Origin of the sequence: Streptomyces sp. NPDC048290 (assembly GCF_040652095.1) — a bacterium.
Lineage (GTDB): Bacteria > Actinomycetota > Actinomycetes > Streptomycetales > Streptomycetaceae > Streptomyces.
On record NZ_JBEZLM010000001.1, the window covers coordinates 492491 to 519211 of the forward strand.

The window sequence follows — 26721 nt, forward strand, 5'->3', positions numbered from 1 at the left end:
TACCGTACGAGAAGAATCACGCACCACACCGGAAAAGGGCAGCCGGAATTCACACCCTCCAAATAACCCCATCTTTGTATACGGCGCTTTTGTTAAAGCCGCTGGCCCGACATGTTTACGGCATGTTGCGAAGTCCTCACACGCTCCGCGCCCCCGCCGCTGAAGCGCAGCCGGAACGCCGACGTGGCGCGCTCGGCGTGCAGCGCGGTGAGCGTCCGCGCACGGTCCGCGTCGCCACGGACGACCGCGTCCACGACGGCCCCGTGCTCGGACCAGGACTCGACCGGCGCGGACGGCGCCCCGACCGCGTACATCCAGGCGGTCTTGTGGCGGAGCTGGGTCAGCATGGAGACCAGGGAGGGGCTGCCGGACGCCTGGGCGAGCGTCTCGTGGAACCAGCTTCCCAGGGAGCGCAGGTCGTCGCTGCTGCCCCGGCGGGCCCGCTCCTGACCGAGCCGGACGAGGCCGCGCAACACCTTCAGATGGGCCTCCGTCCGCCGCTGGGCGGCCCGGGAGGCGGCGAGCGGCTCCAGCAGCACCCGCATCTCCAGCAGGTCGGCCGCCTCCTGCTCGGTGGGTTCGGCGACGCACGCGCCCGCGTGCCGCCGGGTCACCACGAAGCCCTCGGCCTCCAGGGTGCGCAGCGCCTCGCGGACGGGGACGCGCGAGACGCCGTAGCGGCGGGCGAGGACTTCCTCGGTGAGCCGGCTGCCGCGTTCGTAGACACCGGCGATGATGTCGTCCCGGATCGCCGTGCACACCGAGTGCGCCGGAATACGCATGAGCGACCTCCGCCTTAATCCCCGTGAAACGTCTCCGATTGACGTCAGAACAATGACTCTATTGCAAACGGCGGGAATTTCCGACGGGGGGTCGCATTCCATGGATATTTTTTGGACAGCGTGCGCCGGAAACGACGAATGCCCCGGCCGTGGGCCGGGGCAGGTCGGTGGGAGGGGTATCGCCTGAGGGGCGGGGAAGGTCAGATGCCGACGCCGTGGGCGCGGAGGTAGGCGACCGGGTCCAGGTCGGAGCCGTACTCGGGGCTGGTGCGGGCCTCGAAGTGGAGGTGTGCCCCGGTGACGTTGCCGGTGGCCCCGGACAGTCCGATCTGCTGTCCCGGCGTGACCGCCTGCCCCGCCGACACGCCGATGGACGTCAGGTGTCCGTATTGGGTGTACGTGCCGTCAACCATCTTGATCACGACTTGATTGCCGTACGCGCCGCCCCATCCGGCCTCCACGACGGTGCCGTACCCGACCGCGTGGACGGAGGTGCCGGAGGAGGCGTGGAAGTCGATGCCGGTGTGGCTGCCGGAGGACCAGGCGGCGCCGCCCGCCTGGTAGCTGGTGGAGACGTAGGAGCCGGGGATCGGCGAGACGAAGGTGTTGAGGCGCTCGCGCTCGGCCTCGCGGGCGGCGCGCTCCTCCGCCTCGCGCTGCTTCTCGGCCTCCTCCGCGGCCCGCTGGCGCGCCTCCTCGGCGGCCTTCTTGCGGGCGGCGTCCGCGGCCTTCTGCCGCGCGGCCTCCATCTGGGCGGCGGCCTGGGCGTCTATCTGGTCGGCGACGTCCTCACCGACGCTGACGACGGGGGTGAGCCCGGTCTGCTCGGGGGCCGGTTCGGCGGCGAGTGCCGGGGCCGCCAGCGTGCCGACGACTCCGGTGGTGGTGAGTGCCGCGACGCCCGCCGCGTGGGCGGTGGTGCGGTGGGTGCGGCTGGGACGCCGGTGCTTCCCGGTGGCGCGCGTGAACGCCATGGAGTGGCTGGTCCTTTCCTTCCCTCTCGCCTACCGGGTTAGCTGACGGGTTCGGAGCAGGAAGGTCTCCTACGGCTCCCCGCACGCGCGGGAGGCCGATTCACCCCAGGGGACTTGGGTCCCCGGCTCCCCTGGCTCGCGCCGTACGGGGACTCGGCGATGACTGTCCGGTGCCGCGGTCGCGGCGCACTGCCTGACGGACAGCCCGGATGACGCTAAGCGGCCGGCTTTCAATCCCCAAACGGATCGGGGTTTTTGTAGCGCACGCCACAGGGCAGACAGGCAGCCTCCGCCGCAATCCGGACATCAGGGGGCCCTGGTGACGCGGTGTTCACCAGGGCCCCGCGCGGGTGGGTGCGCCGTGCTATTCCGCGGCCACGACCGTGACGGTGCCGATGCCGAGCGCCTCCACGGGTGCCTTGATCTGCGCCGCGTCGCCGACCAGGATCGTCACCAACCGGTCCACCGGGAACGCGTTGACGACGGCCGCGGTGGCCTCGACCGTGCCCGTGTCGGACAGCCGCTGGTACAGGCTCGCCTGGTAGTCGTCCGGCAGGTGCTGCTCGACCTGATCGGCGAGGGTGCTCGCGACGGCCGCCGCGGTCTCGTACTTGAGCGGCGCCACGCCGACGAGGTTCTGTACGGCGGTGTCCCGCTCGGCGTCGGTGAGCCCTTCCGCGGCCAGCGTGCGCAGCACCTTCCACAGGTCGTCCAGCGCCGGGCCGGTGTTCGGCGTGTCGACGGACCCGCTGATGGCCAGCATGGACGCCCCGGCTCCGTCCGGCCCGGACCTGAGGACCTGGCCGAACGCGCGGACGCCGTACGTGTAGCCCTTCTCCTCGCGCAGGACGCGGTCCAGGCGTGAGGTGAGCGTGCCACCCAGGCAGTACGTGCCGAGCACCTGGGCGGGCCACACGCGGTCGTGCCGGTCGGAGCCCACGCGGCCCAGCAGCAGCTGCGTCTGGACGGCGCCGGGCCGGTCCACGATGACGACCCGTCCGGTGTCGTCGGCGCTGATCGGCGGCACGGGCCGGGGCGCGGCCGAGGAGCCCGTCCACGCGCCCAGCGTGTCGCCGAGGAGCGCGTCCACGTCGACGCCGGTCAGGTCGCCGACGACCACGACGGTGCCGGTGGCCGGGCGGACGTGCTTCTCGTAGAAGGCGCGTACGGCCGGGGAGTCGATGCCGGCCACCGACTCCTCGGTGCCCTGGCGGGGGCGCGACATGCGCGAGGTCGCCGGGAACAGCTCCTTGGACAGCTCCTTGGCGGCGCGCCGCGAGGGGTTGGCCAGCTCGTGCGGGATCTCGTCGAGCCGGTTGCGCACCAGGCGCTCGACCTCGCTGTCGGCGAACGCGGGCGCGCGCAGGGCGTCGGCGAGCAGTCCGAGGGCCTTCGGCAGCCGGGAGACCGGCACTTCGAGGCTGATCCGGACACCGGGGTGGTCCGCGTGCGCGTCCAGGGTGGCGCCGCAGCGCTCCAGCTCGGCGGCGAACTCCTCGGCGGAGTGCTTGTCGGTGCCCTCCGAGAACGCCCGCGCCATGATCGTGGCCACGCCTTCGAGGCCGGCCGGTTCGGCGTCCAGCGGGGCGTCCAGCAGCACCTCCACGGCCACGACCTGCTGGCCGGGGCGGTGGCAGCGCAGGACCGTGAGTCCGTTGTCGAGCGCGCCGCGCGTGGGCGCCGGGAACGCCCAGGGGCGGGCCTCGCCGGGCTGCGGCTGGGGGTGGAAGTCCATCGTGGCCAGGTCGCTCACTTGGCCGCCTCCTCGTTCTCGTCGGTGGCCGCGCCCTGCGCGCCGTCCGTGTCCGCGGTCTCCCCGGCCGTCTCCCCGACCGCGGGGGCCGTCGGCTCGTAGACCAGCACCGCGCGGTTGTCGGGCCGCAGACGGGCCCTGGCGGCCTCCTGGACCTCCTCGGCGGTCACCTCCAGGACGCGCTGTACGGCGGTCAGGGCGAGCTGGGGGTCGCCGAACAGCACCGCGTAACGGCACAGTTCGTCGGCGCGTCCGGCGACCGTGCCGAGCCGGTCCAGCCACTCGCGCTCCAGCTGGGCCTGGGCGCGCTCCATCTCCTCCGCCGTCGGGCCCTCGGCGGCGAACCGGGCCAGTTCCTCGTCGATGGCGGTCTCGATGACCGGCACCTCGACGTCCCCGGACGTCTTCACGTCCAGCCAGCCCAGCGACGGCGCCCCGGCCAGCCGCAGCAGGCCGAAGCCCGCCGCCACGGCCGTACGGTCGCGGCGTACGAGCCGGTTGTAGAGCCGGGAGGACTCGCCGCCGCCGAGCACGGTGAGCGCCAGGTCGGCCGCGTCGCACGCGCGGGTGCCGTCCTCGGGGAGCCGGTAGGCGGCCATGAGGGCGCGGGCCGGGACCTCCTCCTCGACGACCTCGCGCAGCTGCCCGCCCATGGTCTCCGGGAGGGAGCCGTCGCGCGGGACGGGCTTGCCGTCGTGGGCGGCGATGGAGCCGAAGTACTTCTCGATCCAGGCGAGCGTGCGCTCCGGGTCGATGTCGCCGACCACGGACAGCACCGCGTTGTTCGGCGCGTAGTACGTGCGGAAGAAGGCCCGCGCGTCGTCCAGGGTGGCCGCGTCCAGGTCGGCCATGGAGCCGATCGGCGTGTGGTGGTAGGGGTGACCCTCCGGGTAGGCGAGGGCGGTGAGCTTCTCGAAGGCCGTGCCATAGGGGACGTTGTCGTAGCGCTGGCGGCGCTCGTTCTTGACCACGTCCCGCTGGTTTTCCATGGACTCCTCGTCCAGGGCGGCCAGGAGCGAGCCCATACGGTCCGCCTCCAGCCAGAGCGCCAGCTCCAGCTGGTGGGCGGGCATGGTCTCGAAGTAGTTGGTGCGCTCGAAGCTGGTCGTGCCGTTCAGCGAGCCGCCGGCGCCCTGCACCAGCTCGAAGTGCCCGTTGCCCTTGACCTGGCCGGAGCCCTGGAACATCAGATGCTCGAAGAGGTGCGCGAGGCCCGTACGCCCCTTGACCTCGTGGCGTGAGCCTACGTCGTACCAGAGGCACACCGCCGCGACCGGGGTCAGATGGTCCTCGGAGAGCACCACGCGCAGACCGTTGGCCAGGCGGTGCTCGGTCGCTGTCAGGCCGCCGGAGCCTGCCTCCGCTGTGGCCGTGTGACCCATGGGCATGTACGTCCCTTCGATCGCTGACGCGGTCGCTGCGACCGCGGTTCTACTGCCGGTCCTGTCACTGTATGCAAGTGTGCGCGGCACCGGCGAAGTTCCCGGAGCGCGTACGCCGACAGCGGATCGCGTAGCCTGCGGGCAGCCGGGCCTCCGCCGGAGCGGACCCCCGGGCGGCACGCGCGGGCCCGGACGGTGTCCGCGGGCCCGGCGGCACGCCGTTCCGGGGCATGATCCGGGTGTGCGGTCCGGGTTGTCGGTGCCGCGGTCCACAATGGTCCGCGTCAGATCTCGTTTCCCGTTCCCGTTCCACGCTTCAGCAAGTGCGAGCCGCGGGGCGGGCCGGTGTCGGCAGGACGAGCGGGCGGCTCCCGCCCGGCGTCCTGCCGGCACCGGCTCCGGCGCCCCGGGCGAGCGACCAGAAAAGGAGCCAGGCAGCGATGGCCCGCCGCAGCACGAAGACCCCGCCGCCGGACGACTCGTACGAGGAGCGCATCCTCGACATCGACGTCGTCGAAGAGATGCAGGGTTCCTTCCTGGAGTACGCCTACTCGGTCATCTACTCCCGTGCCCTGCCCGACGCGCGCGACGGCCTCAAGCCCGTCCACCGCCGCATCGTCTACCAGATGAACGAGATGGGCGTGCGCCCCGAGCGCGGCTACGTCAAGTGCGCCCGGGTCGTCGGCGAGGTCATGGGCAAGCTCCACCCGCACGGCGACTCGTCGATCTACGACGCCCTCGTGCGGATGGCGCAGCCGTTCTCCATGCGCCTGCCACTGGTCGACGGCCACGGCAACTTCGGCTCCCTGGGCAATGACGACCCGCCCGCCGCCATGCGCTACACCGAGTGCCGGATGGCCGCCGCGACCGGTCTGATGACCGAGTCCATCGACGAGGACACGGTCGATTTCGCGCCCAACTACGACGGTCAGGAGCGGGAGCCCGTCGCCCTCCCGGCGGCCTTCCCCAACCTGCTGGTCAACGGCGCCTCCGGGATCGCCGTCGGCATGGCCACCAACATGCCGCCGCACAACCTGTCCGAGGTCATCGCCGCGGCCCGCCATCTGATCCGCCACCCGAACGCGGATCTCGACACGCTGATGCGGCACATCCCGGGCCCCGACCTGCCGACCGGCGGCCGGATCGTGGGCCTGTCGGGCATCCGCGACGCATATGAGACCGGTCGCGGCACCTTCAAGATCCGCGCGACCGTCGCGGTGGAGTCCGTCACGGCCCGCCGCAAGGGTCTGGTGGTCACGGAGCTGCCCTTCACGGTCGGGCCCGAGAAGGTGATCGCGAAGATCAAGGACCTGGTCGGCTCGAAGAAGCTCCAGGGCATCGCGGACGTCAAGGACCTCACCGACCGTGCGCACGGGCTGCGCCTGGTCATCGAGATCAAGAACGGCTTCGTGCCGGAGGCCGTCCTGGAGCAGCTCTACAAGCTGACTCCCATGGAGGAGTCCTTCGGGATCAACAATGTGGCGCTGGTCGACGGCCAGCCGCTCACGCTGGGCCTGAAGGAGCTGCTGGAGGTCTATCTCGACCACCGCTTCGAGGTGGTCCGGCGGCGCTCGGAGTTCCGCCGCGCCAAGCGCCGCGACCGGCTGCATCTGGTCGAGGGTCTGCTCACCGCCCTGGTGGACATCGACGAGGTCATCCGGCTGATCCGCTCCAGCGAGAACTCCGCGCAGGCCAAGGAGCGCCTCATGGGGCGGTTCTCGCTGAGCGAGGTGCAGACGCAGTACATCCTCGACACACCGCTGCGGCGGCTCACCAAGTTCGACCGGATCGAGCTGGAGTCCGAGAAGGAGCGGCTCAACGCGGAGATCGCGGAGCTGACCCGGATCCTGGACTCCGACGCCGAGCTGCGGAAGCTGGTCTCCGGGGAACTCGCGGCGGTCGCCAAGAAGTTCGGCACCGAGCGGCGTACGGTCCTCCTGGAGGCGTCCGGCACCCCGGCCTCCACGGTGCCCCTCCAGGTCGCCGACGACCCGTGCCGGGTCCTGTTGTCCTCCACCGGGCTGCTGGCCCGTACGACGAACGGCGCGCCCCTGGAGACGGACGAGGACACCAGACGCACCAAGCACGATGTGATCGTCTCCGCGGTACCGGCCACCGCGCGGGGCGAGATCGGCGCCGTCACCTCCGCCGGGCGGCTGCTGCGGATCAACGTCGTCGACCTGCCCCAGCTCCCGGACACCGCGTCCGCGCCGAACCTGGCGGGCGGCGCCCCCCTCACCGAGTTCGTCTCCCTGGAGGGCGAGGAGACGCTGGTCTGCCTGACCACGCTCGACGAGTCCTCCCCGGGCCTGGCCCTCGGCACGGAGCAGGGCGTCGTCAAGCGCGTGGTCCCCGACTATCCGACCAACAAGGAGGAGCTGGAGGTCATCACCCTCAAGGACGGCGACCGGATCGTCGGCGCGATCGAGCTGCGCACCGGCGAGGAGGACCTCGTCTTCATCACCGACGACGCCCAGCTGCTGCGCTACCAGGCGTCCCAGGTCCGCCCCCAGGGGCGGCCCGCGGGCGGCATGGCGGGCATCAAGCTCACGGACGGCGCCAAGGTGATCTCCTTCACGGCGGTCGACCCCGCCGTCGACGCGGTGGTCTTCACGGTCGCGGGCTCCCGCGGCACGCTCGACGACTCGGTCCAGACGACGGCCAAACTGACACCGTTCGACCAGTACCCGCGCAAGGGGCGGGCCACCGGCGGCGTCCGCTGCCAGCGGTTCCTGAAGGGCGAGGACTGCCTCGCCCTGGCCTGGGCGGGCCCCACACCGGCCCTCGCAGCCCAGAAGAACGGCACCCCGGCCCAGCTCCCGGAGATCGACCCGCGCCGTGACGGCTCGGGCGTGTCGCTGGCGAAGACGGTGGCGGTGGTGGCGGGACCGGTCTAGGAACGGGCGGTACCGGGGGCGTCCGCCTGGAGGGCGGGCAGATCACCCTCCGGCAGGGAGGAGCCGGCTTCCTCCGTGGAAGGATCGCGTACATAGCGCAGGACGCCCCACATGCCGTGCTCGTCGGCGTGCGGGGCGTCACTCGTGGACGCCGCCAGCTCCTTGCCGAGCGCGTCGGAGTCGATACCGGAGCCGATGAGAACGAGCTGCGTACGGCGGGGCTCCTGGACGGCCCAGGGCTCCGGACGGAACCGCAGGAAACGCCCGACGGCATGCACGGAGTACCGGTTGCGCGGGTCGTACGGCCCGAAGTCGACGTACCCCTTGATCCGGTACAGCCCCTCCGGACGGCTGTCCAGGAACGCCATCAGACGACGGGGGTCCATCGGCGTGTCGGAGACGAAGGAGCACGTGTCATACGCGGCGTGGAGGTGGGCGGCGTGTGAGAGGGGCACATGAGCGCGGCTCTGCCCGTCGGGGGCGGACGCGGGGTCCTGGTGGTCGAGGCCGTGCTGAAGCGGGCCGTCGCCGAGCGCATCACCTTGACGCGGATCGTGATGATGCGGATCGTGATGATGCGGATCGTGCCGGTGCAGGTCGTCGAACGACAGCTGCCCGATCCGCTCCTCGCTCGGCCGGCAGTCGAAGAGGAGTTCCGGGTCGATCCGCCCGCAGCGCGCGGGCACGACGGCGGCGCGGTCGGTGAGGCTCCGCACGAGGGCGAGCAGCCGCGCGGCGCCGGAGGGCGGCTCGGCGGCGCGGTCGAGCTTGTTCACGACGACCAGGTCGGCGAGCGCGAGGTGCCGGTCGATCTCGGGGTGCTTGGCGCGCGTGGCATCGAACTCGGCGGCGTCGACGACCTCGACCAGACCGCCGTACACGATCTCCGGATGCTCGCTGGCGAGCACCATCCGCACGAGTTCCTGCGGCTCGGCGAGCCCGCTGGCCTCGATGACGATGACGTCGATACCCGCGGAGGGGGCGGCGAGCCGTTCGAGGTAGAGGTCGAGTTCACTGGCGTCGACCGCGCAGCACAGGCAGCCGTTGCCCAGGGACACGGTGGAGTCGCCCAGCGCACCGGCCACCGCCATCGCGTCGATCTCGATCGCGCCGAAGTCATTGACGATCGCGCCGATGCGGCTGCCGCCGCTGTGGTGCAGCAGATGATTGAGCAGCGTCGTCTTTCCGGAGCCGAGGAATCCGGCGAGGATGACGACCGGGATCTGCCGCGGACTCGGACTGTGACCCACCGCACGACCTCTCTCACACCAGTGGCCCACCGGCTCACGCCCGCACACACCACGCTGAACGGAATGCCGACTCAGGATACGAGGTGCTGCGATCGGGCTGGGGTGAACGATTGTTAGCGCCCCACAGGGGGCAGACGTCTGTCAAGGCGCCGGTTCGTGCGACCCTCGCTTCCTTCCATGCGCCTTCTCTCCGCCTCCCCGCCGACCAGAGCCGCTCGGCACCCTGGGAGACGGCAGCGCCGCCCTCCGCTCGCCGGTCCCCTATCGTCGACCCGCACCCCGACGACCGGCGGACGGCCGCCTGATTCGGGGGTAGACATGGCAACACGGAACTTCGGGGCGCACGCGCTGGGCGTGGTCGCCGCTGCCGGTCTCACGACCGGCGTCCTGCTCGCACTGACCGCCCAGCGCCGCACACTGGAATCGCTCCACGCTCGTCTGGAACGACTGGAGGAGCAGCCGCCGACTCCTTCCCACGCCAATCTGGCCCGGCAGCAGCATCAGCACTGGGAACTGCTGAGCAAGGCCATCGACGACCCGGAGCTGGCCGAGGTCCTCGACCACTACGACGTGTCCCTCACCCCCAAGCAGCGGCGCCAGTACCTTTTCGCCAACGCCCTCTACACGAATCTGCTCTTCTACTACCGCATCGGGAACCTCACCAAAGACGAGTTCTTCCAGCACGTCAGAGGCATGCTTCAGAATCCGGTGGTGCGTGCGTACTGGAACGCAAGTCGGCATCAGCGGGCCAGTATCACCGACACGGACGAGGCCGAACTCGGCAGGATCGTCGACGACTTGCTCCAGGCGCTGGAGGACGCGGACGACGAATGGTGGGTGGTGGGAATGTCACCCAGCGAGGAGGACTAGCAGACGTCCAGGCGCATAGGTGAGGCGCCGGGCCGCGCAGGGGGTTCCTGCCGGGCCGACGCCTTGCGTCCGCGCATGGGTCGCAGCGGGTCTCAGCCGGTCGGGCTCAGTGAGTGGTCTCGGTGAGTGGCGCTCTTGTGTGCGCTCGTTCGATCGGGGGCGATCGATTCGATCGGCCGTCGACCGGGTCCGGTCGTAGGTCGATCGATCAGTAATCGGTGGTGGTTTCACGATCAGCACGGCGATCGATACGGCGATCCCTACTGCGATCCGTACTTCGATCCGTACTTCGATCCGTACTGCGATCGGCCATGTGAATCGCCTTCGCTCATCCGGCGCCTCATGCGTCCGGGATATCCGCCTTCGCCCTCACCAAGGTCTCCCGGGTGATGACAACAATGCGCTCGTAGTCGGCCCGTCCGGCGTCCGACGGCAGTTGCGATTCCAGCGAGTCAGTGACATCGGTACCGATGACGGCGAAGTTCCCGTCCTCCAGTTCGAAGATGTCGGGACATGTGGCCCCGTTGGTGCTGCCCCGAAGGCGCGGTGAGACGCCCAGGCGGCGAATGATCTGGCTCACTGTTGATTTCCCTCTGTTCTCACGGCACAACTCAGCTGCAAGGCACGAGTGCCTGCGCACGCGACCGCGCATACGCGTGGGCATCTTCCCAGGGCGCAGGCCCTGGACGGCAACAGCGGCACGGATTGTTCAGGGACGATTCGAGGGCCGCGCGATGTGGTGACCGGCGACCGTCGACGTGCAGATCGGTGACTGCCGAAGGGGCGAGCGGCGGCCATCGGCTTGATGTTGGGCGGCTGCCCAGGTGACGGTTGGCGGCAGCCCAAGCCGCCACACCGTCACACGCAGCGACTTTTGCGCCTTCTTTACCTCTAGCCAGAGCCTGATCGACTGCTGGCCGAACGGGCACCAGAAGCGGAAGGGCGACGCTCGGATCAGGACGAGCCGCGCGCAGTTGCGAGCGCGGCTCCCATCAACTCTGTTATGTCACAGCAGTGTCGAACCCAATGGACCATGCCCGGCCCCACCCTGGCGCGCACTCAACCCGACTGCGCTGCAAAGCCCGCCTCACACTCCCTGCGGCACCACCACCGGCGCCCCCACCCCCACATACCGCGCCGCCGGACGAATGATCTTCGAGTCCCGTGCCTGCTCCAGCACATGGGCGCTCCACCCGACCGTCCGCGCGGCGGCGAACGTCGGTGTGAACATCTCCCTGGGCAGCCCGCAGAGTTCCATGACCACCCCCGCGTAGAACTCCACGTTGGTGTGCAGCTCACGCCCCGGCTTCAGTTCCGCCAGGATCGCCTCGACCTGTCGTTCCACCTCGACGGCGAACTCCACCCGCGGCCCACCGAAGCCCTCGGCGATCTCCCGGAGCATCCGCGAGCGCGGGTCCTCGGTGCGGTAGACGGCGTGCCCGAAGCCCATGATGCGGTCGCCGGACAGCACCCGCTCACGAATCCACGGGTCGATCCGGTCGGGCGTGCCGATGGCGTCGAGAGCGTCCAGGGCCCGGCTCGGAGCGCCGCCGTGCAGGGGGCCGGAGAGGGCGCCTACGGCCCCGACGAGACAGGCGGCGACATCGGCGCCGGTCGAGGCGATGACCCGAGCCGTGAAGGTTGACGCGTTGAATCCATGGTCAATGGTGGAGATCAAGTATTGCTCGATCGCACGCGTCCGCCGTTCGTCGGGCACACTCCCCGTCAACATGTACAAGTAATTGGCGGCGAACGACAGATCCCGCCTGGGCTCGATCGGATCAAGTCCCTGCCCCAGCCGGTGCAGTGCCGTCAACATCGTCGGCACGGCGGCGACAGCCACCACGGTGTCGTCCCGCCGCCGCCTGTCATCGATGTCGTACACGGGCCGGAACCCCTTGACCGCCCCCAGCAGCGACAGCGCACTGCGCATTCCGGCCAGCGGCCCGCCCCCTCCCCCGGACCCACGCCCGGCCCCGCTCCCCGGCCCCCGTCCAGCCGCCGCGATGGCCGGAAGTACGGCCGTCACCTCTTCCGGCAGCCGCCGCAGCGCCGCCGTCTCCGCGGCGAAGGCCGCGCCGCGTACCGGGTCCGGCAGTTCACCGTGGACGAGGAGATGCCAGACGTCCTCGAAGCTGCGGTGGCGCGCGAGGTCCACCGCCGAGTACTGGCGGTAGTGATAGAAGCCTTCGCGCCCACGGACGTCCCCGACCTCGGTGTCGGCGACGACAACACCGGCCAGACCCCGGGGCACATCGGCAAGGGCGGCTGCGGGGCTGTTGATGGAACTACTGGCGGACATGATTTCCTCCCTCGACTTGATTCGACTGTCCATGATTGACTTATTCACTGTCAATATTGATTGAATCAATATGCATACGACTGCGGATACGGTGACGCCCATGCCCGATCAAGGACCCGGCTCCAGCCACCCCGAACGACGCCTCAGCACCAAGGAGGCCGCCGAGCTGCTCGGCGTGAAGCCCGAGACCGTCTACGCCTACGTGAGCCGAGGCCAGCTCAGCAGCCGCCGCGCCCCGGGCGGACGGGGCAGCACCTTCGACACGACAGAGGTGAAAGCACTGTCCCGGCGCAACAAGCGGGAGAGCGCCAGGACTTCACCGACCGGCGGCGGCGACCTCTCGGTCCGCACCCGGATCACCCTGATCGAGCCGGACCGCTACTACTTCCGGGGCGTGGACGCCGCCGAGCTGGCCGCGCGCCACTCCTACGAGGAGATCGCCGACTGGCTCTGGACCGAGCACCTGCACCCCGGAATCACCTTCACCGCACCGCACTCCACGGTCGAAATCGCCCGCCGCGCGGTCGATGCTTTGCCCGAGCACACGGACCCGACCGACCGACTGAGGGTCGCCGCCATCGCCGCGGCGACCGCGGACCCGCTGCGCTTCGACCTCTCGCAGCAGGCCGTCCTCGGCGCCGCGCGAACCCTCATCCCGACCCTGGTCGGCGCCCTGCCGCGGATGCCCTACGCCCCCAAGGACGACGGTCCGCTCGCCCACCGCCTATGGGGCCGGCTGACCCCGCGCGAGCCCGACGAGGCGTCGCTCGCCGTCCTGGACACCGCGCTCGGCCTGCTGGTCGACCACGACCTCGCCGCCTCCACACTCGCCGTCCGTGTCGCCGCCTCGGCCCGCGCGCACGCCTACGCGGCCGTCTCGGCGGGCCTCGGCGTCCTGGAGGGCCCCCTGCACGGCGCCGCGAGCGGACTCGCCCACCGGCTGATCGAGCAGGTCCTCGACCAGGGCGACGCCGCCCCCGTGATCGCGGACGAACTACGGGCGGGCCGCCGCATCCCGGGCCTCGGGCATCGGCTCTACCCGGGCGAGGACCCCCGCGCGAGGGCCCTCTTCGCGCGCCTGGCGGAACTCCCGCAGGCGGAGTCGGCCCTCGCCGCCGCCCGCGACATCGTCGACACCACCGCCCGCCACACCCCCCTGCACGCCAATATCGACCTCGCCCTCGCCGTGCTCACGGTGTCCTGCGGCATGCCCGCGACCGCGGGCGAGACGGTCTTCGCCATCGCCCGCACGGCGGGCTGGATCGCCCACGCCCTGGAGGAGTACACGGAACGCCCTTTGCGGATGCGACCAGAAGGCCAGTACGTGGGTCCGCGACCGCCCCAGCCACTGCCGGAGTAGCCGTGACCCCGGCCGGAAGTCGCCCCTGACAAAGTCAGGTTAGGCTCACCTCTGTGAGAGCGTGCGCGACCGTCTCCCGGGACCTAGACGAGCCCGTTTCCGGCACCGCGGCCACCGCCCGGACGTGGCTGCTGCTGGAACAACCCGGCCCCTGGGGTGCCCACGCGCTCACCGCGAGCCACCTGGACCCCGCCGTAGGACGCGCGCTGGAAACCGCCGCCGAGGGCACCGGCGTACGGGTCGCCCTCATCCGCCGCCCCGGCCGCCACGCCGACTGCGGGACACCCACGGCACGTCAGGTGTACGCGGCTCATACGGCACCCAGCGGCGTATGGCTGCGCAGCGCCACCACCACCGACCCGAGCCGCCTCCTGGACCTCGATTTCGCCGCCCTGGGCCGGGGCGACCACCGCACCTTCGACACCGCCCTCCAGGGTCGGCCGCACCAGGGCGACCCGCTCGCCCTCGTCTGCACCAACGGCAAGCGCGACCGCTGCTGCGCCCTGCTGGGCCGCCCCCTGGCCACCGAGCTGACCGCGTCCGGCGTGCCCGGCATCTGGGAGGTCACCCATCTGGGTGGTCACCGCTTCTCACCGACCGTGCTCGTCCTGCCGTACGGCTACGCCTACGGCCGCGCCGCGGCCCACACGATCAAGGAGGTCCTCCAGGGCGTCCAGGAGGGCCGTGTGGTCGTGGAGGGCTGCCGGGGCTGCTCGGCGTGGGAGCGCCCCGGCCAGGCCGCGGAACTCGCCGTACGGATCTCCGCGCGGGAGTACGCCGCGGGTGTGCTGAGCGTGATCGGCACCGTCGGCGGCGCACCGCGCTGGGAAGTCACCGTCGCCCATGAGGACGGCCGCCGCTGGCGTGTCGTCGTCGCCCAGGGTGCGTCCCTGCCGCCCCGCGAGGAGACCTGCGGCACCTCGGTCCTGGGCGCGCCCGCCCGCATGGACGTGGTCTCGGTCCGGGAGCTGACACCTGCGGCGCTGGCGGTGTAGACGCCCCCAAGGGGACGGGCACGCGCAAACTCAAGGGGACGGGCACGCGCAGAGCACCACACAAGGACGCCGCTCCAGAGCCGGCCCGCCCAAGGGCGCCCACACCCAAGGAACGCGCCCCCATATGCGGCTCCCCCTCTACGCGGCTCCATAGAGACCGCTTCCACCCTCCCGAGTCCTTCCCGGGGGCTCACCCAGGGCCCCGTCCCACCTCAGCCCCTCGCGAGGCTCCGCGCGGAGCCTCGCCCGAGCTGGGCTACCGCAGACGGCCTCGCCCTCTCGTACGGGCCTCCGCGCGGAGCCCCGTAAACCCACCCCGCGCCCCTCCCCCGCCCACCGACGTGGCCCACGCCCTACACCCCGCCCGGATCGCGACGTACCGTCTTGGCCATGAGCACCACTCCCCCCACCCGTCGCCTGCGCCTGGGCCTGCCCCGCCGGGCCTTCTCCCAGGTGCTGCTGATGCAGGTGGCGATCGCCGCGGGAGTCGCCGTCCTCGCGACCGGACTGTTCCTGGCGCCGCTGGGCGACCAGCTGGACGACCAGGCGATGCGCCGCGCCCTGGCCATCGCGCAGACGACCGCCACACAGCCGCAGCTGGCCGACCAGATCAGCAGCACGCCGCCCACGTCCGGCGGCCCGGTCCAGCAGGAGGCGGAACGGATCCGGAAGGCGACCAAGGCGGAGTACGTCGTGGTCATGGACCGGCGCGGCGTGCGCTGGTCGCACACGGACCCCGCAGAGATCGGCCATGTCGTCTCGACGGACCCCAGTGCGGCGCTGGCGGGCCAGGACGTCATGGAGATCGACGAGGGCACTCTCGGCCGCTCCGCGCGCGGCAAGGTGCCGCTGCGCGACGAGAACGGCACGATCGTGGGCGCGGTGTCGGTCGGCATCGCGTACGACAGCGTGCGGGCGCGGCTGATCCATGCGATCCCGGGGCTGCTGGCCTACGCGGGCGGCGCGCTCGCGGTCGGGGCGCTGGCCGCCTGGCTGATCTCCCGCCGGGTCCAGCGGCAGACCCGTGACCTGGCCTTCTCGGACATCTCGGGGCTGCTGGCGGAGCGCGAGGCGATGTTGCACGGCATCCGCGAGGGCGTGGTCGCGCTGGACCGCTCGGGGCGTGTGCGGCTGCTGAACGACGAGGCGCAGCGGCTCCTGGGCATCGGCGACGAGGCCGTGGGTCGCTCCCCGGACGAGGCGCTCGGCGCGGGCCGTACGGCGGATGTCCTGGCGGGGCGGGTGACCGGCACGGATCTGCTGACCGTACGCGGGCAGCGTGTCCTGGTCGCGAACCGAATGCCCACGGACGACGGCGGCGCCGTCGCCACCCTGCGCGACCGTACCGAACTGGAGCAGCTCGGCCGGGAACTCGACTCCACACGCGGACTGATCGACGCCTTGCGCGCGCAGGACCATGAACACGCCAACCGCATGCACACTCTGCTCGGACTGCTCGAACTGGAGATGTACGACGACGCCGTGGAGTTCGTCGGCGAGGTGGTCGGCGGCCACCGGGCGACCTCGGAGCAGGTGGCCGAAAAGGTACGTGACCCCTTGCTGTCGGCGCTGCTGGTCGGGAAGGCCACCGTCGCCGCCGAGCGCGGGGTCGCTCTCGGCCTGTCGGAGCGCACCGCGCTCCCGGACCGGCTGATCGATCCGCGCGGCCTGGTGACGGTCGTCGGCAATCTGGTGGACAACGCCTTGGACGCCACCGCCGGGACACGGCAGGCGCGGGTGGAGGTGGAGTTGGTGGCCGAGGGGCGTACGGTCGTGCTCAGAGTGCGCGACACGGGGCCGGGCATTCCCGTGGAGCACCGGGAGTTGATCTTCCAGGAGGGCTGGTCGACCAAGCAGCCGCCGGCCCACCGTGAACGCGGTATCGGTCTGTCCGTGGTCCGCAGGCTGGCCGAGCGGCAGGGCGGGACCGCGACGGTGACCGAGGCAGAAGGCGGCGGCGCGGAGTTCACCGTCGTCCTGCCCGAGGCACTGTCCGAATCCACCCGCCCGCACCCCACGGACGGCACCGCCCCGGAACCACCCATCGCCCCCGACCTGGCCACCGCACCGACCGGCGCACGAGCCGCCACCCTGCCCTTCGCCGCCGAGGAGGAGTCCCGATGATCGAGGTCCTGGTCGTGGACGACGACACCAGGGTCGCGCGGGTGAACGCCGCGTATGTCGAGAAGGTGCCGGGCTTCCATGTGGCCGGCGAGGCCCACAACGCGGCCGAGGCCCTGAGCCGGCTGGAGACCCTGCCCCGCCTCGACCTGGTCCTCATGGACCACTACCTCCCCGACGACACCGGACTCGCCGTGGTACGCGAGATGCGCCGCCGCGGCCACCAGGCCGACGTGATCATGGTGACGGCCGCCCGGGACGTCTCGACGGTCCAGGAGGCGATGCGGCACGGCGCACTCCAGTACCTCGTCAAGCCGTTCGCCTTCGCGGGCCTGCGCGCGAAACTGGAGGCGTACGCCGATCTGCGCCGCACCCTGGACAGCGGTGGCGAAGCCGAACAGGCCCAGGTCGACCGCATCTTCGGCGCCCTCTCCGCCACCTCGGAACCCGATCTTCCCAAGGGCCACTCCCCCACCACCGCCGAACTCGTCCGCCAGTCCCTGCTGAGCGCCGAGGGCCCCCTCTCCGCCCAGGAGATCGCCGACCGCACCGGCGTCAGCCGCCAGACCGCCCAGCGCTATCTCAAGCTCCTGGAACGCACCGGCCGGGCCACCCTCAGCCTCAAGTACGGCGACGCGGGCCGCCCGGAACACCGCTACGCCTGGGCGACCCGCCCCTGACCAGACCGCACCCAGGAACTCCGGTACGACGACGCTGTCGGCGGCCGGAGACCGGAACCCCGACCTCCGCCGCTCGCTCCCCCTACGCGGCCCCCGCCCCCGTCAGTGACCGCACCTCCGTCTCGGCGTGCTTGGCCGCGTCGGGTTCCTCGGGCGAGGTGACCGTGCCGAGCCAGCCCGCGAGGAAGCCCAGCGGGATGGAGACGAGCCCGGGGTTCTCCAGCGGGAAGTACTGGAAGTCGACGCCGGGGAACAGGGCGCCGGGGCTGCCGGACACCACGGGTGACAGCAGCACCAGCACCACGGCCGGGATCAGTCCGCCGTACACCGACCAGACCGCTCCCCTGGTGGTGAAGCCGGGCCAGAACAGGGAGTACATCAGGACCGGCAGGTTGGAGGAGGCGGCCACGGCGAAGGCGAGGCCGACGAGGAACGCCACATTGAGGTCGCGGGCGAGCAGCCCGAGCCCGATCGCGACGACCCCGATGCCGATGGCCGCGACCCGCGCCACCGCGACCTCGCCGCGCGGCTTGGACCCGGGGCGCCGCAGCGAGGCGTACAGGTCGTGCGCCACAGACGCCGAGGAAGCCAGGGTGATTCCGGCGACGACCGCGAGGATGGTGGCGAAGGCGATGGCCGCGACCACCGCGAACAGCACCGTTCCACCAGTGGAGCCCGCGCCGCCGCCCAGGTCCAGCGCCAGCAGCGGAACCGCCGTGTTCCCCGCCGCGTTGGAGGCCCGCACCTCGTCGGAACCGAGGACAGCCGCCGCCCCGAATCCGAGGACGATCGTCATCAGATAGAACCCGCCGATGAGCCCGATCGACCACACCACCGACCGGCGCGCCGCCTTCGCGGTGGGCACCGTGTAGAACCGGGACAGGATGTGCGGCAGCCCCGCCGTGCCCAGCACCAGCGCCAGGCCGAGGCTGATGAAGTCGAACCGCGACGTCCAGTCGCCCCCGTACTTCAGCCCCGGTGCCAGAAACGCGTCCCCGTGCCCGCTCCGCTCGGCCGCCGTGCGCAGCAGCTGGTCGAAGTCCCCGTGGAAGCGCACCAGGACGAGCACCGTCAGCGTGATGGCCCCGCCCATGAGCAGAACCGCCTTCACGATCTGAATCCAGGTAGTGGCCCGCATCCCTCCCCACGACACATAGATCACCATCAGCGCGCCGACGGCCACGACCGTCCAGGACCGCGCCGCCTCGCCCGTCCCGCCCAGCAGCAGCGCGACCAGGCTCCCCGCGCCCACCATCTGCGCCACCAGATAGAGAACGGACACGGTGACCGAAGAAGTTCCCGCCGCGATCCGCACCGGCCGCTCCCGCATCCGCGCGGCCACCACGTCGGCCAGCGTGAACCGCCCGCAGTTGCGGACCAGTTCGGCCACCAGGAACAGCACCAGCAGCCACGCCACCAGGAAGCCCACCGAGTACAGCAGCCCGTCGTAGCCGAACAGCGCGATCAGCCCCGAGATACCGAGGAAGGACGCCGCCGACATGTAGTCACCCGCGATGGCAAAACCATTCTCCATCGGCGAGAACAGCCGTCCCCCGGCGTAGAACTCCTCCGCCGAACCACGCCGGTTGCGGCTCACCCAGGTCGTGATCCCCAACGTCACCGCCACGAAGGCGCTGAACAGCAGCAAGGCCAGGGTCTGATGGTCGACCGTCACCACGCACCGCCCCGCACAGCCCGTGTCATCTCCTGGGTGTCCCAGCGCAGTTCCAGCGCGGCACGGTCCCTGCGCAGCCGCGCATGCCGGGCGTACGCCCAGGTGAGCAGGAAGGTCGTCAGGAACTGCCCCAGCCCCGCCACCATCGCCACGTTCACCGCACCCACCACCGGCCGGGCCATCAGCCCCGGTGCCACGGTCGCCAGCACCACATACGCCAGGTACCAGGCGAGGAACCCGATCACCGCGGGTACCACGAACCTCCGGTACCGTCCGCGCACCTCCCGGAACGCCTCGCTGCGCTGGACCGCGAGATAGATCTCCCCCGCGTCGACCTGGTCCGCCGCCCCGCCGTCCCGCTCCCGGCGGGCCCCCGGTACGGACCCCGCGGCCTGGTCCGCTCCCGTCACCGCCGACTCACCCCAGCCGGAGGCGATCGCGTCATACCACGGATCGGCGTACCCGTCCGCCCCGGACACCTCGGTGGACGTCGGTTCCGCACCACCGTCGTTCTCCGGCGGACTGCCCTGCCCCTCCGCGCCCATGACGGGACGCCCCTTGCTTGCGTGCATGCCCAAGGATGGACAGAACGGGAAGATCCCCCGCCCTTCTTCTCCGCGCTCTTCACCCCTTCAGGTGATTCATCCCTTCGGTGGCCGCACCAGCCCCTTCCGATACGCATAGCGCACCGCCTGGGCCCTGTCCTTCATCCCGGTCTTGGCGAAGAGGTTGTTGATGTGGGTCTTCACCGTCGCCAGGGAGACCTGGAGTCTGCGGGCGATCTCCTGGTTGTTGAGCCCGTCGGCGATCAGCACGAGCACCTCCGACTCCCGCGCCGTGAGCCCGTCCGGAGGCTCACCGGGCCCTGGTTCGGCGGCCTCGGGCGGCGGTTCGGACAGCCGCTCCAGCAGCCGGCGCTGGATGGCCGGAGAGAGACCCGCGTCCCCGGACATCACGCTCCGCACGGCTCGGACGATCTCGTCGCCACCCGCGTCCTTGGTGAGATAGCCGCGGGCGCCCGCCGAGAGCGCCGGGAAGAGCGACTCGTCGTCTCCGAAGGTGGTCAGCACCACGATCTGTGTTCTCGGATGCTCCGCCCGGATGCGCCGGGTCGCCTCCACACCGTCGCAGCGGGGCATCCTCAGGTCCATGAGCACCACGTCCGGGTCCAGCTCGGCGACCAGCCGCACCGCCTCTTCCCCGTCCCCGGCGGCCCCCACCACCTCGATGCCCGGGAGCAGACCCAGCAGCATCACGATGCCCTCGCGCACCACCGTCTGGTCGTCGGCCACGACCACCCGCGCGGTCCGCTCGTCCTCGGTCATCCGGGAACCTTCAGCGTCACCTCGAACCCATCCCCTTCCGGCCCCGCCAGCAGCGACCCACCGAGCAGTTCCGCCCGCTCCCGCATGCCCAGCAGACCGTACCCGGCACCAGCACCCGACAGTTCCCCCGGCGAACCGCCCGAGTCCCGCACGTTCAGCGTCACCTCCCGTTCGCCGTAGTCCAGGGACATCCGCACCTTCGCCCCGTGCGCGTGCTTGCGGACGTTCGTCAGTGCCTCCTGCGCGACTCTGCGCACCGCCTGCGACGCCTCGGCCGGCAGCGGTCTGCGCTCACCCGTAATAGTGATCTCGGCGGTCTCCCCGCCCCCGACCAGTACGGTCAGGAAGTCCTCCAGCGGAGTCAGCTCACCGCGCAGCGCGGACAGCGCCTGTCTGGTCTCGGCGAGGCCCTCTCTCGCCATCCCGCGCGCGGCCACGACCCGCTCAAGGATCTTGTCCCGTTCGGCGCCACCCTCGATGAGCAGCCGTGCCGCCTCCAGATGCACCATCTGCGCGGAAAGACTGTGGGCCAGCACATCGTGGATCTCCCGGGCGATACGGCTGCGTTCGGCGAGCGTCGCCGACTCGGCCTCGGCTGCCCGCGCCGCCCGCTCCTGTGCGAGAAGCCGCTGTGCACCGGCCCGGGACTCCGCGTCGAGCCGCAGCACATACCCGGCCAGCGACATCCCCGCGATGGTGACGGCCGTGGTGAACCAAGCATCGTCGTTCAGCGCGGCGAACCCCGCAAGGGAGACCACGGTGACGGGGACGGCCGCCGCCAGCGGGAGCCGCTCCAGCGCCGAGATCGCGACGCCGCAGAACACCACCAGGGCCGCGAGCCGGAACTCCGTGGTCTGTGCGAGGAAAGCCAGCCCCAGCAACCCGGCGACACACCCCAGCGACGGCCAGAGCTGATGCCGGAGGGTGGTCCGCAACAGCAACCAGGCCAGCCCGCCCGTCATGAGGAAGCCGCCCACCACGCCGACCGCGGCCCAGCCGTGCACACGCCGGTCGTCGAAGACGCTCCACATGAGCACCCCGGCGACCAGGACCCGCACGGCCCAGGCCAACACGCGGCGCGGACGGGAGACAGCCTGTCGTGAGAGCGCCTCCCGCGAGGGCCAGCGGGTCCAGATGGCGTTGTCCGTCACGTGCGTTCCTTCCGTGCGGTGCGGTGCCCGTCGTCACGGTACGCGCGGCCACCGCCGCCTGACGTGGTCAGTGCCTGGGCCCGGAAGGCGAGGATTCCCCCACGGACCAGCAGAGTCGCCGCGAGGGCCAGGAGCAGCGTCGGCGTCCCCTGGTGCACTCCGAGCACGCCGCCCAGCCCGAAGAGAGCGACACGCACCGCGATACCGGCGCCCCAGACACCCAGGCTCGCCTTGGTGCTCTTGCTCCATACGGAGCCGTCCGTCTCCACCCATGTCCGGGTGGTCCAGGCCCAGCCGGCCCCGATCGCCACGCCGACGAGCAACTCGGCGACCAGCAGCAGCACCGCCTCGGTGTGATGCCGGGCGTCTATCACCCCTGGGTCCCGCAGGGACAGGAACACCAGAACGGCGGGCACCAGCCACCAGCGGCGAGACGTGTCGATCCGCTGTGGCCGTGTCTGCCGCGTGATCACCAGCGCGACGACGGCCACGATCACCAGAGCGTTGACGAGCCCGGTCATTGTGCGCCTCCGTGAGCGGGAAGTGAGTGCCGACGGCAAGCACCGCCGACGCCTTCGACGCTACGGAAATCAGCGCCCCGGGAGATCGGAGCCCGGGTGGATCATGGGTGGAAAGCGACAGGCTGTACTTCTCCACCCACAGGTGGAGAAGCCTGCGGCCGAAGCAGACCGGGCCGGGCCGAGGCACGGCAGATCGAAGCAAGCGGAAGCCAACCGCCGACGGCAGCGACAGCGACAGCGACAGCGACAGCGACAGCGACAGCCTGGTCGGACCAGAGCCCCACCCCATCGGGAACGGGACCCGGTTAAGCCCCGAGAACAGCCACGGCGGGAACAAGCAGCGGGTCAGCCCTGCCCCTGGAACCACAGCCGATCACCGCGCCGCCCATCCCCGGCTTCGACCTACACAACCAGCCCTGGCCAGAACGCCCCGGCTGGCTCCCACCCCGAGCCCCACGCACGGCACGCGACCCGAAACCACCGCATCCGTACAGCCAGAGCCGCAGACGCATCCACAGCCACAGCCACAGCCACAGCAAAAAGCGACCGGCCCAGCCAAGGGGGGCGGGGCAAGGCGCACCCCACACCCCCACCCCCGGCGGAGCACTACGCGTCGATCCGCGACCGATCCAGCCGAGCAGCCGCCCCCGAGATGAATTCCTTGCGCGGAGCCACGTCATTGCCCATCAGCAGATCGAAGACCTGCTCGGCCCCCTCCAGGTCGGAGAGGTTGATGCGGCGCAAGGTGCGGTGGCGCGGGTCCATCGTGGTCTCGGCCAGCTGGTCGGCGTCCATCTCGCCCAGACCCTTGTAGCGCTGGATGGAGTCCTTGTACCGGACGCCCTTGCTCTGGAACTCCATGAGCTTGTCGCGCAGCTCACGGTCGGAGTACGTGTAGACGTACTTGTCCTGGCCCTTCTTGGGCTGGGTCAGCTCCACGCGGTGCAGCGGCGGAACGGCGGCGAAGACCCGTCCGGACTCGACCATGGGCCGCATGTAGCGGTGGAACAGCGTGAGCAGCAGGGTCCGGATGTGGGAGCCGTCCACATCGGCGTCGGTCATCATGATGATCTTGCCGTACCGCGCCGCGTCGATGTCGAAGGTGCGCCCGGACCCGGCTCCTATGACCTGGATGATCGCGCCGCACTCGGCGTTCTTGAGCATGTCGGTCACGGACGACTTCTGGACGTTGAGGATCTTGCCCCGGATCGGCAGCAGCGCCTGGAACTCGGAGTTCCGGGCCAGCTTGGCGGTGCCGAGCGCGGAATCCCCCTCGACGATGAACAGCTCGCTGCGGTCCACGTCGTCGCTACGGCAGTCGGCGAGCTTGGCGGGCAGCGAGGACGACTCCAGGGCCGTCTTCCGGCGCTGCGCGTCCTTGTGCTGGCGGGCCGCGATGCGGGTACGCGCCGCGGCCACCGCCTTCTCCAGGACGACCCGGGCCTGGGCGGCGGCGTCCCGCTTGGTGGACGTCAGGAACGCCTTGAGTTCCTTGGAGATCACCGTGTTCACGATGCGCCGGGCCGCCGAGGTACCGAGGACCTCCTTGGTCTGCCCTTCGAACTGGGGCTCGGCCAGGCGGACGGTGACGACAGCTGTGAGGCCCTCCAAGGCGTCGTCCTTGATGATGTCGTCCTCGGCGACCCGCAGCAGCTTCTTGGCCCGCAGAACCTCGTTGAGGGTGCCGGAGACGGCCGCTTCGAAGCCCGCGACATGGGTGCCGCCCTTGGGGGTGGCGATGATGTTCACAAAGGACTTGAGGGTGGTGTCGTAGCCCGTGCCCCAGCGCATGGCGACGTCCACCTCCAGCTCACGGGTGACCTGGGTGGGGGTCATCTGCCCGTGCTCGTCCAGGACGGGAACCGTCTCCCTGAACGTGCCCTGTCCGGTGAAGCGGAGTACGTCGCACACGGCCTTGTCGGTGGCCAGGTACTCGCAGAACTCGCTGATGCCGCCGTCGAAGCGGAACGACTCCTCACCCTTGCTGCCGCCCTCGCCCAGACCGAATTCGTCGCGCACGACGATGGTCAGGCCCGGCACCAGGAACGCGGTCTGGCGAGCACGCTGGTGCAGATGTTCCAGGGAGAGCTTGGCGTCCTTGAGGAAGATCTGGCGGTCGGCCCAGTAGCGCACCCGGGTGCCGACACGGTTCTTGGGGATCTTCTTGGACTTGCGCAGTCCGCTCCCGGCCTCGAACTTGGCGTCCGGCCCGGCACCGGCGAAGACCCCCGGGACGCCGCGGCGGAAGCTGATCGCGTGGGTGTGGCCGTTGCGGTCCACCTCGACGTCGAGCCGCGCGGACAGGGCGTTCACGACCGACGCGCCCACGCCGTGCAGCCCGCCGGAGGCCGCGTAGGAGCCGCCGCCGAACTTGCCGCCCGCATGCAGCTTGGTCATGACGACCTCGATGCCGGACAGACCCGTCTTCGGCTCGACGTCGACCGGGATGCCGCGACCGTTGTCACGGACCTCGACGGAGCCGTCGTCGTGCAGGATCACTTCGATGCGGTCGCCGTAGCCCCCGAGGGCCTCGTCCACCGAGTTGTCGATGATCTCCCACAGGCAGTGCATCAGGCCACGGCTGTCGGTGGAACCGATGTACATGCCAGGACGCTTGCGTACGGCCTCAAGTCCTTCGAGGACGAGCAGGTGCCGCGCGGTGTAGTTGGAACCGTCCCGGTCTGCTCCCAGCAGCGCAGTGGACGGCACGGACGTGTCGGCGGTCACGCGGTTCGCTCCTCGCTGAATTTCAGATGATGCCCAAGTGGGTAAGGGCGCGGCTTCTGTTGCCGCTCAGAGGGTACCGAGGCCAGATAGAGCCGTTGTAACGCCACCCTCGTCCCTTCCCAGCCTAGTCCAGAGTCGCATGCGTGTTCGATCCCTCGATGGAGTGAAGTACATATCACGTTCCCTTCCAGGCATGAACCATTTAGGCTCCGGGCACGTCCTCATGAACAAACCGGCAACCCGCCGGGAGGACCGAACACTGACCGACAGCGCGAAACCGTACGACACGAGCACCACGCAATACGGCACATTCGCCGCCAAACCGGCAGCAAACAGCCGCCTCGGAAGATTTTTTCGAGGGAAAGCCCCGAGCGGGAACGTTTTCGGGCTGGTTGGATGTTGACCCTGGTACGACAGCTCGTCGAGCTAGAGAAGAGGCGACGTGACTACTGTTCTGACCCCCGCGAGCCCGCTGACGGCCGCCGATCGCTGCGACCGCTGCGGCGCCCAGGCATACCTGCGCGTCGTGCTGCTCAGCGGTGGAGAACTGCTCTTCTGCGCCCACCACGGTCGCAAGTTCGAGCCGGAACTCAAGAAGATCGCCGCTGAGATACAGGACGAGACGGAGCGGCTCACGACCGTTTCCACCACCGCGTCCGAAGATGAGCGCTGAGATCTAGCGTCCACGACGAGCCAAGGCCGGCACAGGCCGGCCCGCGGGCGACCGAATCCTCACCGGAGGACGGTCGCCCGTAATCGTGGACCTACGCTCCCAGCGCCGGAGCGCGGACATACAGCGGCGACCAGGCGGACCAGGCCCCGAAGGGCCGCAGGCATCCGCGCCGCACCCCCTTGGCAAGCACGGCATCCGGCCGCCAGCCGTCTTACCGGCCAGCGGCAGCGACCTCACCAGGCTCTGACCCGGCAGGGGCCCGCCCCAAAGGCCCGGCGAGACCGCATGAGACGGCCATAAGGCTCCTTGGAGGCTCTCAGCGGCCCCCTGAGCCGCCGTCCCCGCCCGCAGCTCGGGTGGTCCAGCCCAGCCGCTGGAGGAGGTCGGAGACACGGGTGTAGACACCCGGATTCCCGGCCTTGCCGCAGCCGCTGCCCCAGGACACCAGCCCGATCAGTCGGCCCTGCGCCACCAGCGGGCCACCGCTGTCCCCCTGGCAGGCGTCCCGGCCCCCCTGCGCCTCCCCCGCGCACAGCATGCTGTCGGCGCGGTAGGCCCCGCCCAGACCCCCTGGATACGCCCTCTGGCAGTCGGCGTCGGCGAGCACATGCACCCGTGCGGCCCTCAGTGACGTGGCGTAGTCCCCGGCGCCGCTGACATCCCCCCAGCCGTACACCGCGGCGGCCGTTCCCGGCGTGTAGGCGGCGTCCCCGGGCCCCGCCATGGCCACGGGCGCACCGTGCGTCATGGGCTCGGCCAGGGTCAGCACGGCGAAGTCGCCCGCGTTGCTGCCGGGGTCGTACTGGGGGTTCACCCAGGTCTCCTGTACGGAGATCTCCTCGCCCTGGGAGGAGCGCAGATCGGTGCGTCCCGCGATGACCTTGAGATCGGCGACCTGGCCGGGCGGGGCGCCGAGCACCTCCTCGCGCATGCAGTGGGCGGCGGTGAGCACGGTGCGGGTGCCGACGGCGACACCGCCGCAGAACTGCCCCGAGCGCGTACCCCCGAATCGGTCACGACTGGCCACGGCCACCGTCCATGGGCTGTCCGCCACATCGACGGGAAACCCGCCCACGACCACACTGTCGGCGGACACGGGGGCGGCGGACACCAGCGGTATCGCGGTCATGGCGGCCATCAGCACCAGCGGCCGGGCCAGCACCCGGGCAACAGGACGACCCATGAGCTTCCTCACTCTCGGGATGGGATGGAACACCCAGAGTGAGTCAGCAGGCGGCGGGGCGCACGTGCGCGTGGGCAGCGCGAAGGCCCGGCTCCCCTCT

21 protein-coding genes and 1 riboswitch are annotated in these 26721 nt (G+C 70.7%); of the genes, 7 read left to right on the forward strand and 14 right to left on the reverse strand.

The window, feature by feature from the left end; genetic code table 11:
* Nucleotides 1-92 precede the first annotated feature (92 nt).
* The 4 genes from AB0D49_RS01760 to AB0D49_RS01775 all read right to left on the reverse strand — a co-directional run bounded on the left by AB0D49_RS01760 (nt 93) and on the right by AB0D49_RS01775 (nt 4897).
* Nucleotides 93-782, reverse strand: coding sequence for a GntR family transcriptional regulator (locus AB0D49_RS01760; RefSeq protein WP_362749001.1), 690 nt, complete (start codon nt 780-782; stop codon nt 93-95).
* Between the two features lie 200 nt (nt 783-982).
* Nucleotides 983-1756: a M23 family metallopeptidase gene (locus tag AB0D49_RS01765; protein ID WP_362749004.1), complete on the reverse strand. Its 774-nt coding sequence runs from the start codon at nt 1754-1756 to the stop codon at nt 983-985.
* A gap of 12 nt (nt 1757-1768) precedes the next feature.
* Nucleotides 1769-1925: riboswitch (cyclic di-AMP (ydaO/yuaA leader) on the reverse strand.
* A 195-nt stretch (nt 1926-2120) separates the two neighbouring features.
* Nucleotides 2121-3509 carry a pitrilysin family protein gene (locus tag AB0D49_RS01770; protein WP_362749006.1) on the reverse strand — a complete coding sequence of 463 codons (1389 nt, stop codon included), beginning with the start codon at nt 3507-3509 and terminating at the stop codon, nt 2121-2123.
* Nucleotides 3506-4897, reverse strand: coding sequence for a pitrilysin family protein (locus tag AB0D49_RS01775; RefSeq protein WP_362749009.1), 1392 nt, complete (start codon nt 4895-4897; stop codon nt 3506-3508). Before AB0D49_RS01775 ends, AB0D49_RS01770 begins: the two co-directional genes overlap by 4 nt.
* Nucleotides 4898-5331: 434 nt before the next feature.
* On the opposite strand from AB0D49_RS01775, the gene AB0D49_RS01780 reads away from it, so the two are divergent.
* Nucleotides 5332-7788 (forward strand): DNA topoisomerase IV subunit A, encoded by a 2457-nt coding sequence (locus AB0D49_RS01780; RefSeq protein WP_362749012.1) that lies wholly within the window; start codon nt 5332-5334, stop codon nt 7786-7788.
* On the opposite strand, the gene AB0D49_RS01785 is transcribed toward AB0D49_RS01780, so the two are convergent.
* On the reverse strand, nt 7785-9038 hold the full coding sequence (locus AB0D49_RS01785; RefSeq protein ID WP_362749015.1) for a CobW family GTP-binding protein: 1254 nt from the start codon (nt 9036-9038) through the stop codon (nt 7785-7787). The genes AB0D49_RS01780 and AB0D49_RS01785 overlap by 4 nt on opposite strands.
* Nucleotides 9039-9356: 318 nt before the next feature.
* On the opposite strand from AB0D49_RS01785, the gene AB0D49_RS01790 reads away from it, so the two are divergent.
* Nucleotides 9357-9908 carry a DUF6082 family protein gene (locus AB0D49_RS01790; protein ID WP_362749017.1) on the forward strand — a complete coding sequence of 184 codons (552 nt, stop codon included), beginning with the start codon at nt 9357-9359 and terminating at the stop codon, nt 9906-9908.
* Nucleotides 9909-10248: 340 nt separating this feature from the next.
* Here AB0D49_RS01790 and AB0D49_RS01795 read toward each other — a convergent pair whose 3' ends face one another.
* Both AB0D49_RS01795 and AB0D49_RS01800 read right to left on the reverse strand, forming a co-directional pair.
* Nucleotides 10249-10488: a hypothetical protein gene (locus AB0D49_RS01795; protein ID WP_362749019.1), complete on the reverse strand. Its 240-nt coding sequence runs from the start codon at nt 10486-10488 to the stop codon at nt 10249-10251.
* Between the two features lie 507 nt (nt 10489-10995).
* Nucleotides 10996-12210 carry a citrate synthase/methylcitrate synthase gene (locus AB0D49_RS01800; protein ID WP_362749022.1) on the reverse strand — a complete coding sequence of 405 codons (1215 nt, stop codon included), beginning with the start codon at nt 12208-12210 and terminating at the stop codon, nt 10996-10998.
* Nucleotides 12211-12310: 100 nt separating this feature from the next.
* Here AB0D49_RS01800 and AB0D49_RS01805 point away from each other — a divergent pair, with 100 nt between their 5' ends.
* The 4 genes from AB0D49_RS01805 to AB0D49_RS01820 all read left to right on the forward strand — a co-directional run bounded on the left by AB0D49_RS01805 (nt 12311) and on the right by AB0D49_RS01820 (nt 17366).
* Nucleotides 12311-13570 (forward strand): citrate synthase family protein, encoded by a 1260-nt coding sequence (locus AB0D49_RS01805; RefSeq protein ID WP_362749025.1) that lies wholly within the window; start codon nt 12311-12313, stop codon nt 13568-13570.
* Between the two features lie 53 nt (nt 13571-13623).
* Complete coding sequence (locus tag AB0D49_RS01810) at nt 13624-14565, forward strand: sucrase/ferredoxin-like family protein (protein WP_362749028.1); 942 nt, start codon at nt 13624-13626, stop codon at nt 14563-14565.
* A 390-nt stretch (nt 14566-14955) separates the two neighbouring features.
* Nucleotides 14956-16689 (forward strand): sensor histidine kinase, encoded by a 1734-nt coding sequence (locus AB0D49_RS01815; protein WP_362749031.1) that lies wholly within the window; start codon nt 14956-14958, stop codon nt 16687-16689.
* On the forward strand, nt 16686-17366 hold the full coding sequence (locus AB0D49_RS01820; protein WP_362749033.1) for a response regulator: 681 nt from the start codon (nt 16686-16688) through the stop codon (nt 17364-17366). The genes AB0D49_RS01815 and AB0D49_RS01820 overlap by 4 nt, the downstream gene beginning before the upstream one ends.
* A gap of 82 nt (nt 17367-17448) precedes the next feature.
* Here AB0D49_RS01820 and AB0D49_RS01825 read toward each other — a convergent pair whose 3' ends face one another.
* From AB0D49_RS01825 to AB0D49_RS01850, 6 genes are all read right to left on the reverse strand, one after another.
* Nucleotides 17449-19041, reverse strand: coding sequence for a cation acetate symporter (locus tag AB0D49_RS01825; RefSeq protein WP_362749036.1), 1593 nt, complete (start codon nt 19039-19041; stop codon nt 17449-17451).
* Nucleotides 19038-19613 carry a DUF485 domain-containing protein gene (locus AB0D49_RS01830; RefSeq protein WP_362749038.1) on the reverse strand — a complete coding sequence of 192 codons (576 nt, stop codon included), beginning with the start codon at nt 19611-19613 and terminating at the stop codon, nt 19038-19040. Before AB0D49_RS01830 ends, AB0D49_RS01825 begins: the two co-directional genes overlap by 4 nt.
* A gap of 69 nt (nt 19614-19682) precedes the next feature.
* On the reverse strand, nt 19683-20366 hold the full coding sequence (locus AB0D49_RS01835) for a response regulator transcription factor (protein WP_362749041.1): 684 nt from the start codon (nt 20364-20366) through the stop codon (nt 19683-19685).
* A complete protein-coding gene (locus tag AB0D49_RS01840) occupies nt 20363-21517 on the reverse strand; it encodes a histidine kinase (protein WP_362749044.1) in 1155 nt (384 codons plus the stop codon). The genes AB0D49_RS01835 and AB0D49_RS01840 overlap by 4 nt, the downstream gene beginning before the upstream one ends.
* Nucleotides 21514-22038, reverse strand: coding sequence for a DUF1453 domain-containing protein (locus tag AB0D49_RS01845; protein WP_362749047.1), 525 nt, complete (start codon nt 22036-22038; stop codon nt 21514-21516). Before AB0D49_RS01845 ends, AB0D49_RS01840 begins: the two co-directional genes overlap by 4 nt.
* Before the next feature lie 606 nt (nt 22039-22644).
* Entirely contained in the window at nt 22645-24765 is a 2121-nt protein-coding gene (locus AB0D49_RS01850; RefSeq protein ID WP_362749050.1) for a DNA topoisomerase IV subunit B, read from the reverse strand.
* Between the two features lie 442 nt (nt 24766-25207).
* Here AB0D49_RS01850 and AB0D49_RS01855 point away from each other — a divergent pair, with 442 nt between their 5' ends.
* Nucleotides 25208-25438 carry a hypothetical protein gene (locus tag AB0D49_RS01855; RefSeq protein ID WP_362749053.1) on the forward strand — a complete coding sequence of 77 codons (231 nt, stop codon included), beginning with the start codon at nt 25208-25210 and terminating at the stop codon, nt 25436-25438.
* Between the two features lie 316 nt (nt 25439-25754).
* Here AB0D49_RS01855 and AB0D49_RS01860 read toward each other — a convergent pair whose 3' ends face one another.
* The gene (locus tag AB0D49_RS01860; RefSeq protein ID WP_362749056.1) at nt 25755-26621 is read right to left on the reverse strand and encodes a serine protease; all 867 of its coding nucleotides are present in this window, start codon (nt 26619-26621) and stop codon (nt 25755-25757) included.
* Between the last annotated feature and the right edge of the window lie 100 nt (nt 26622-26721).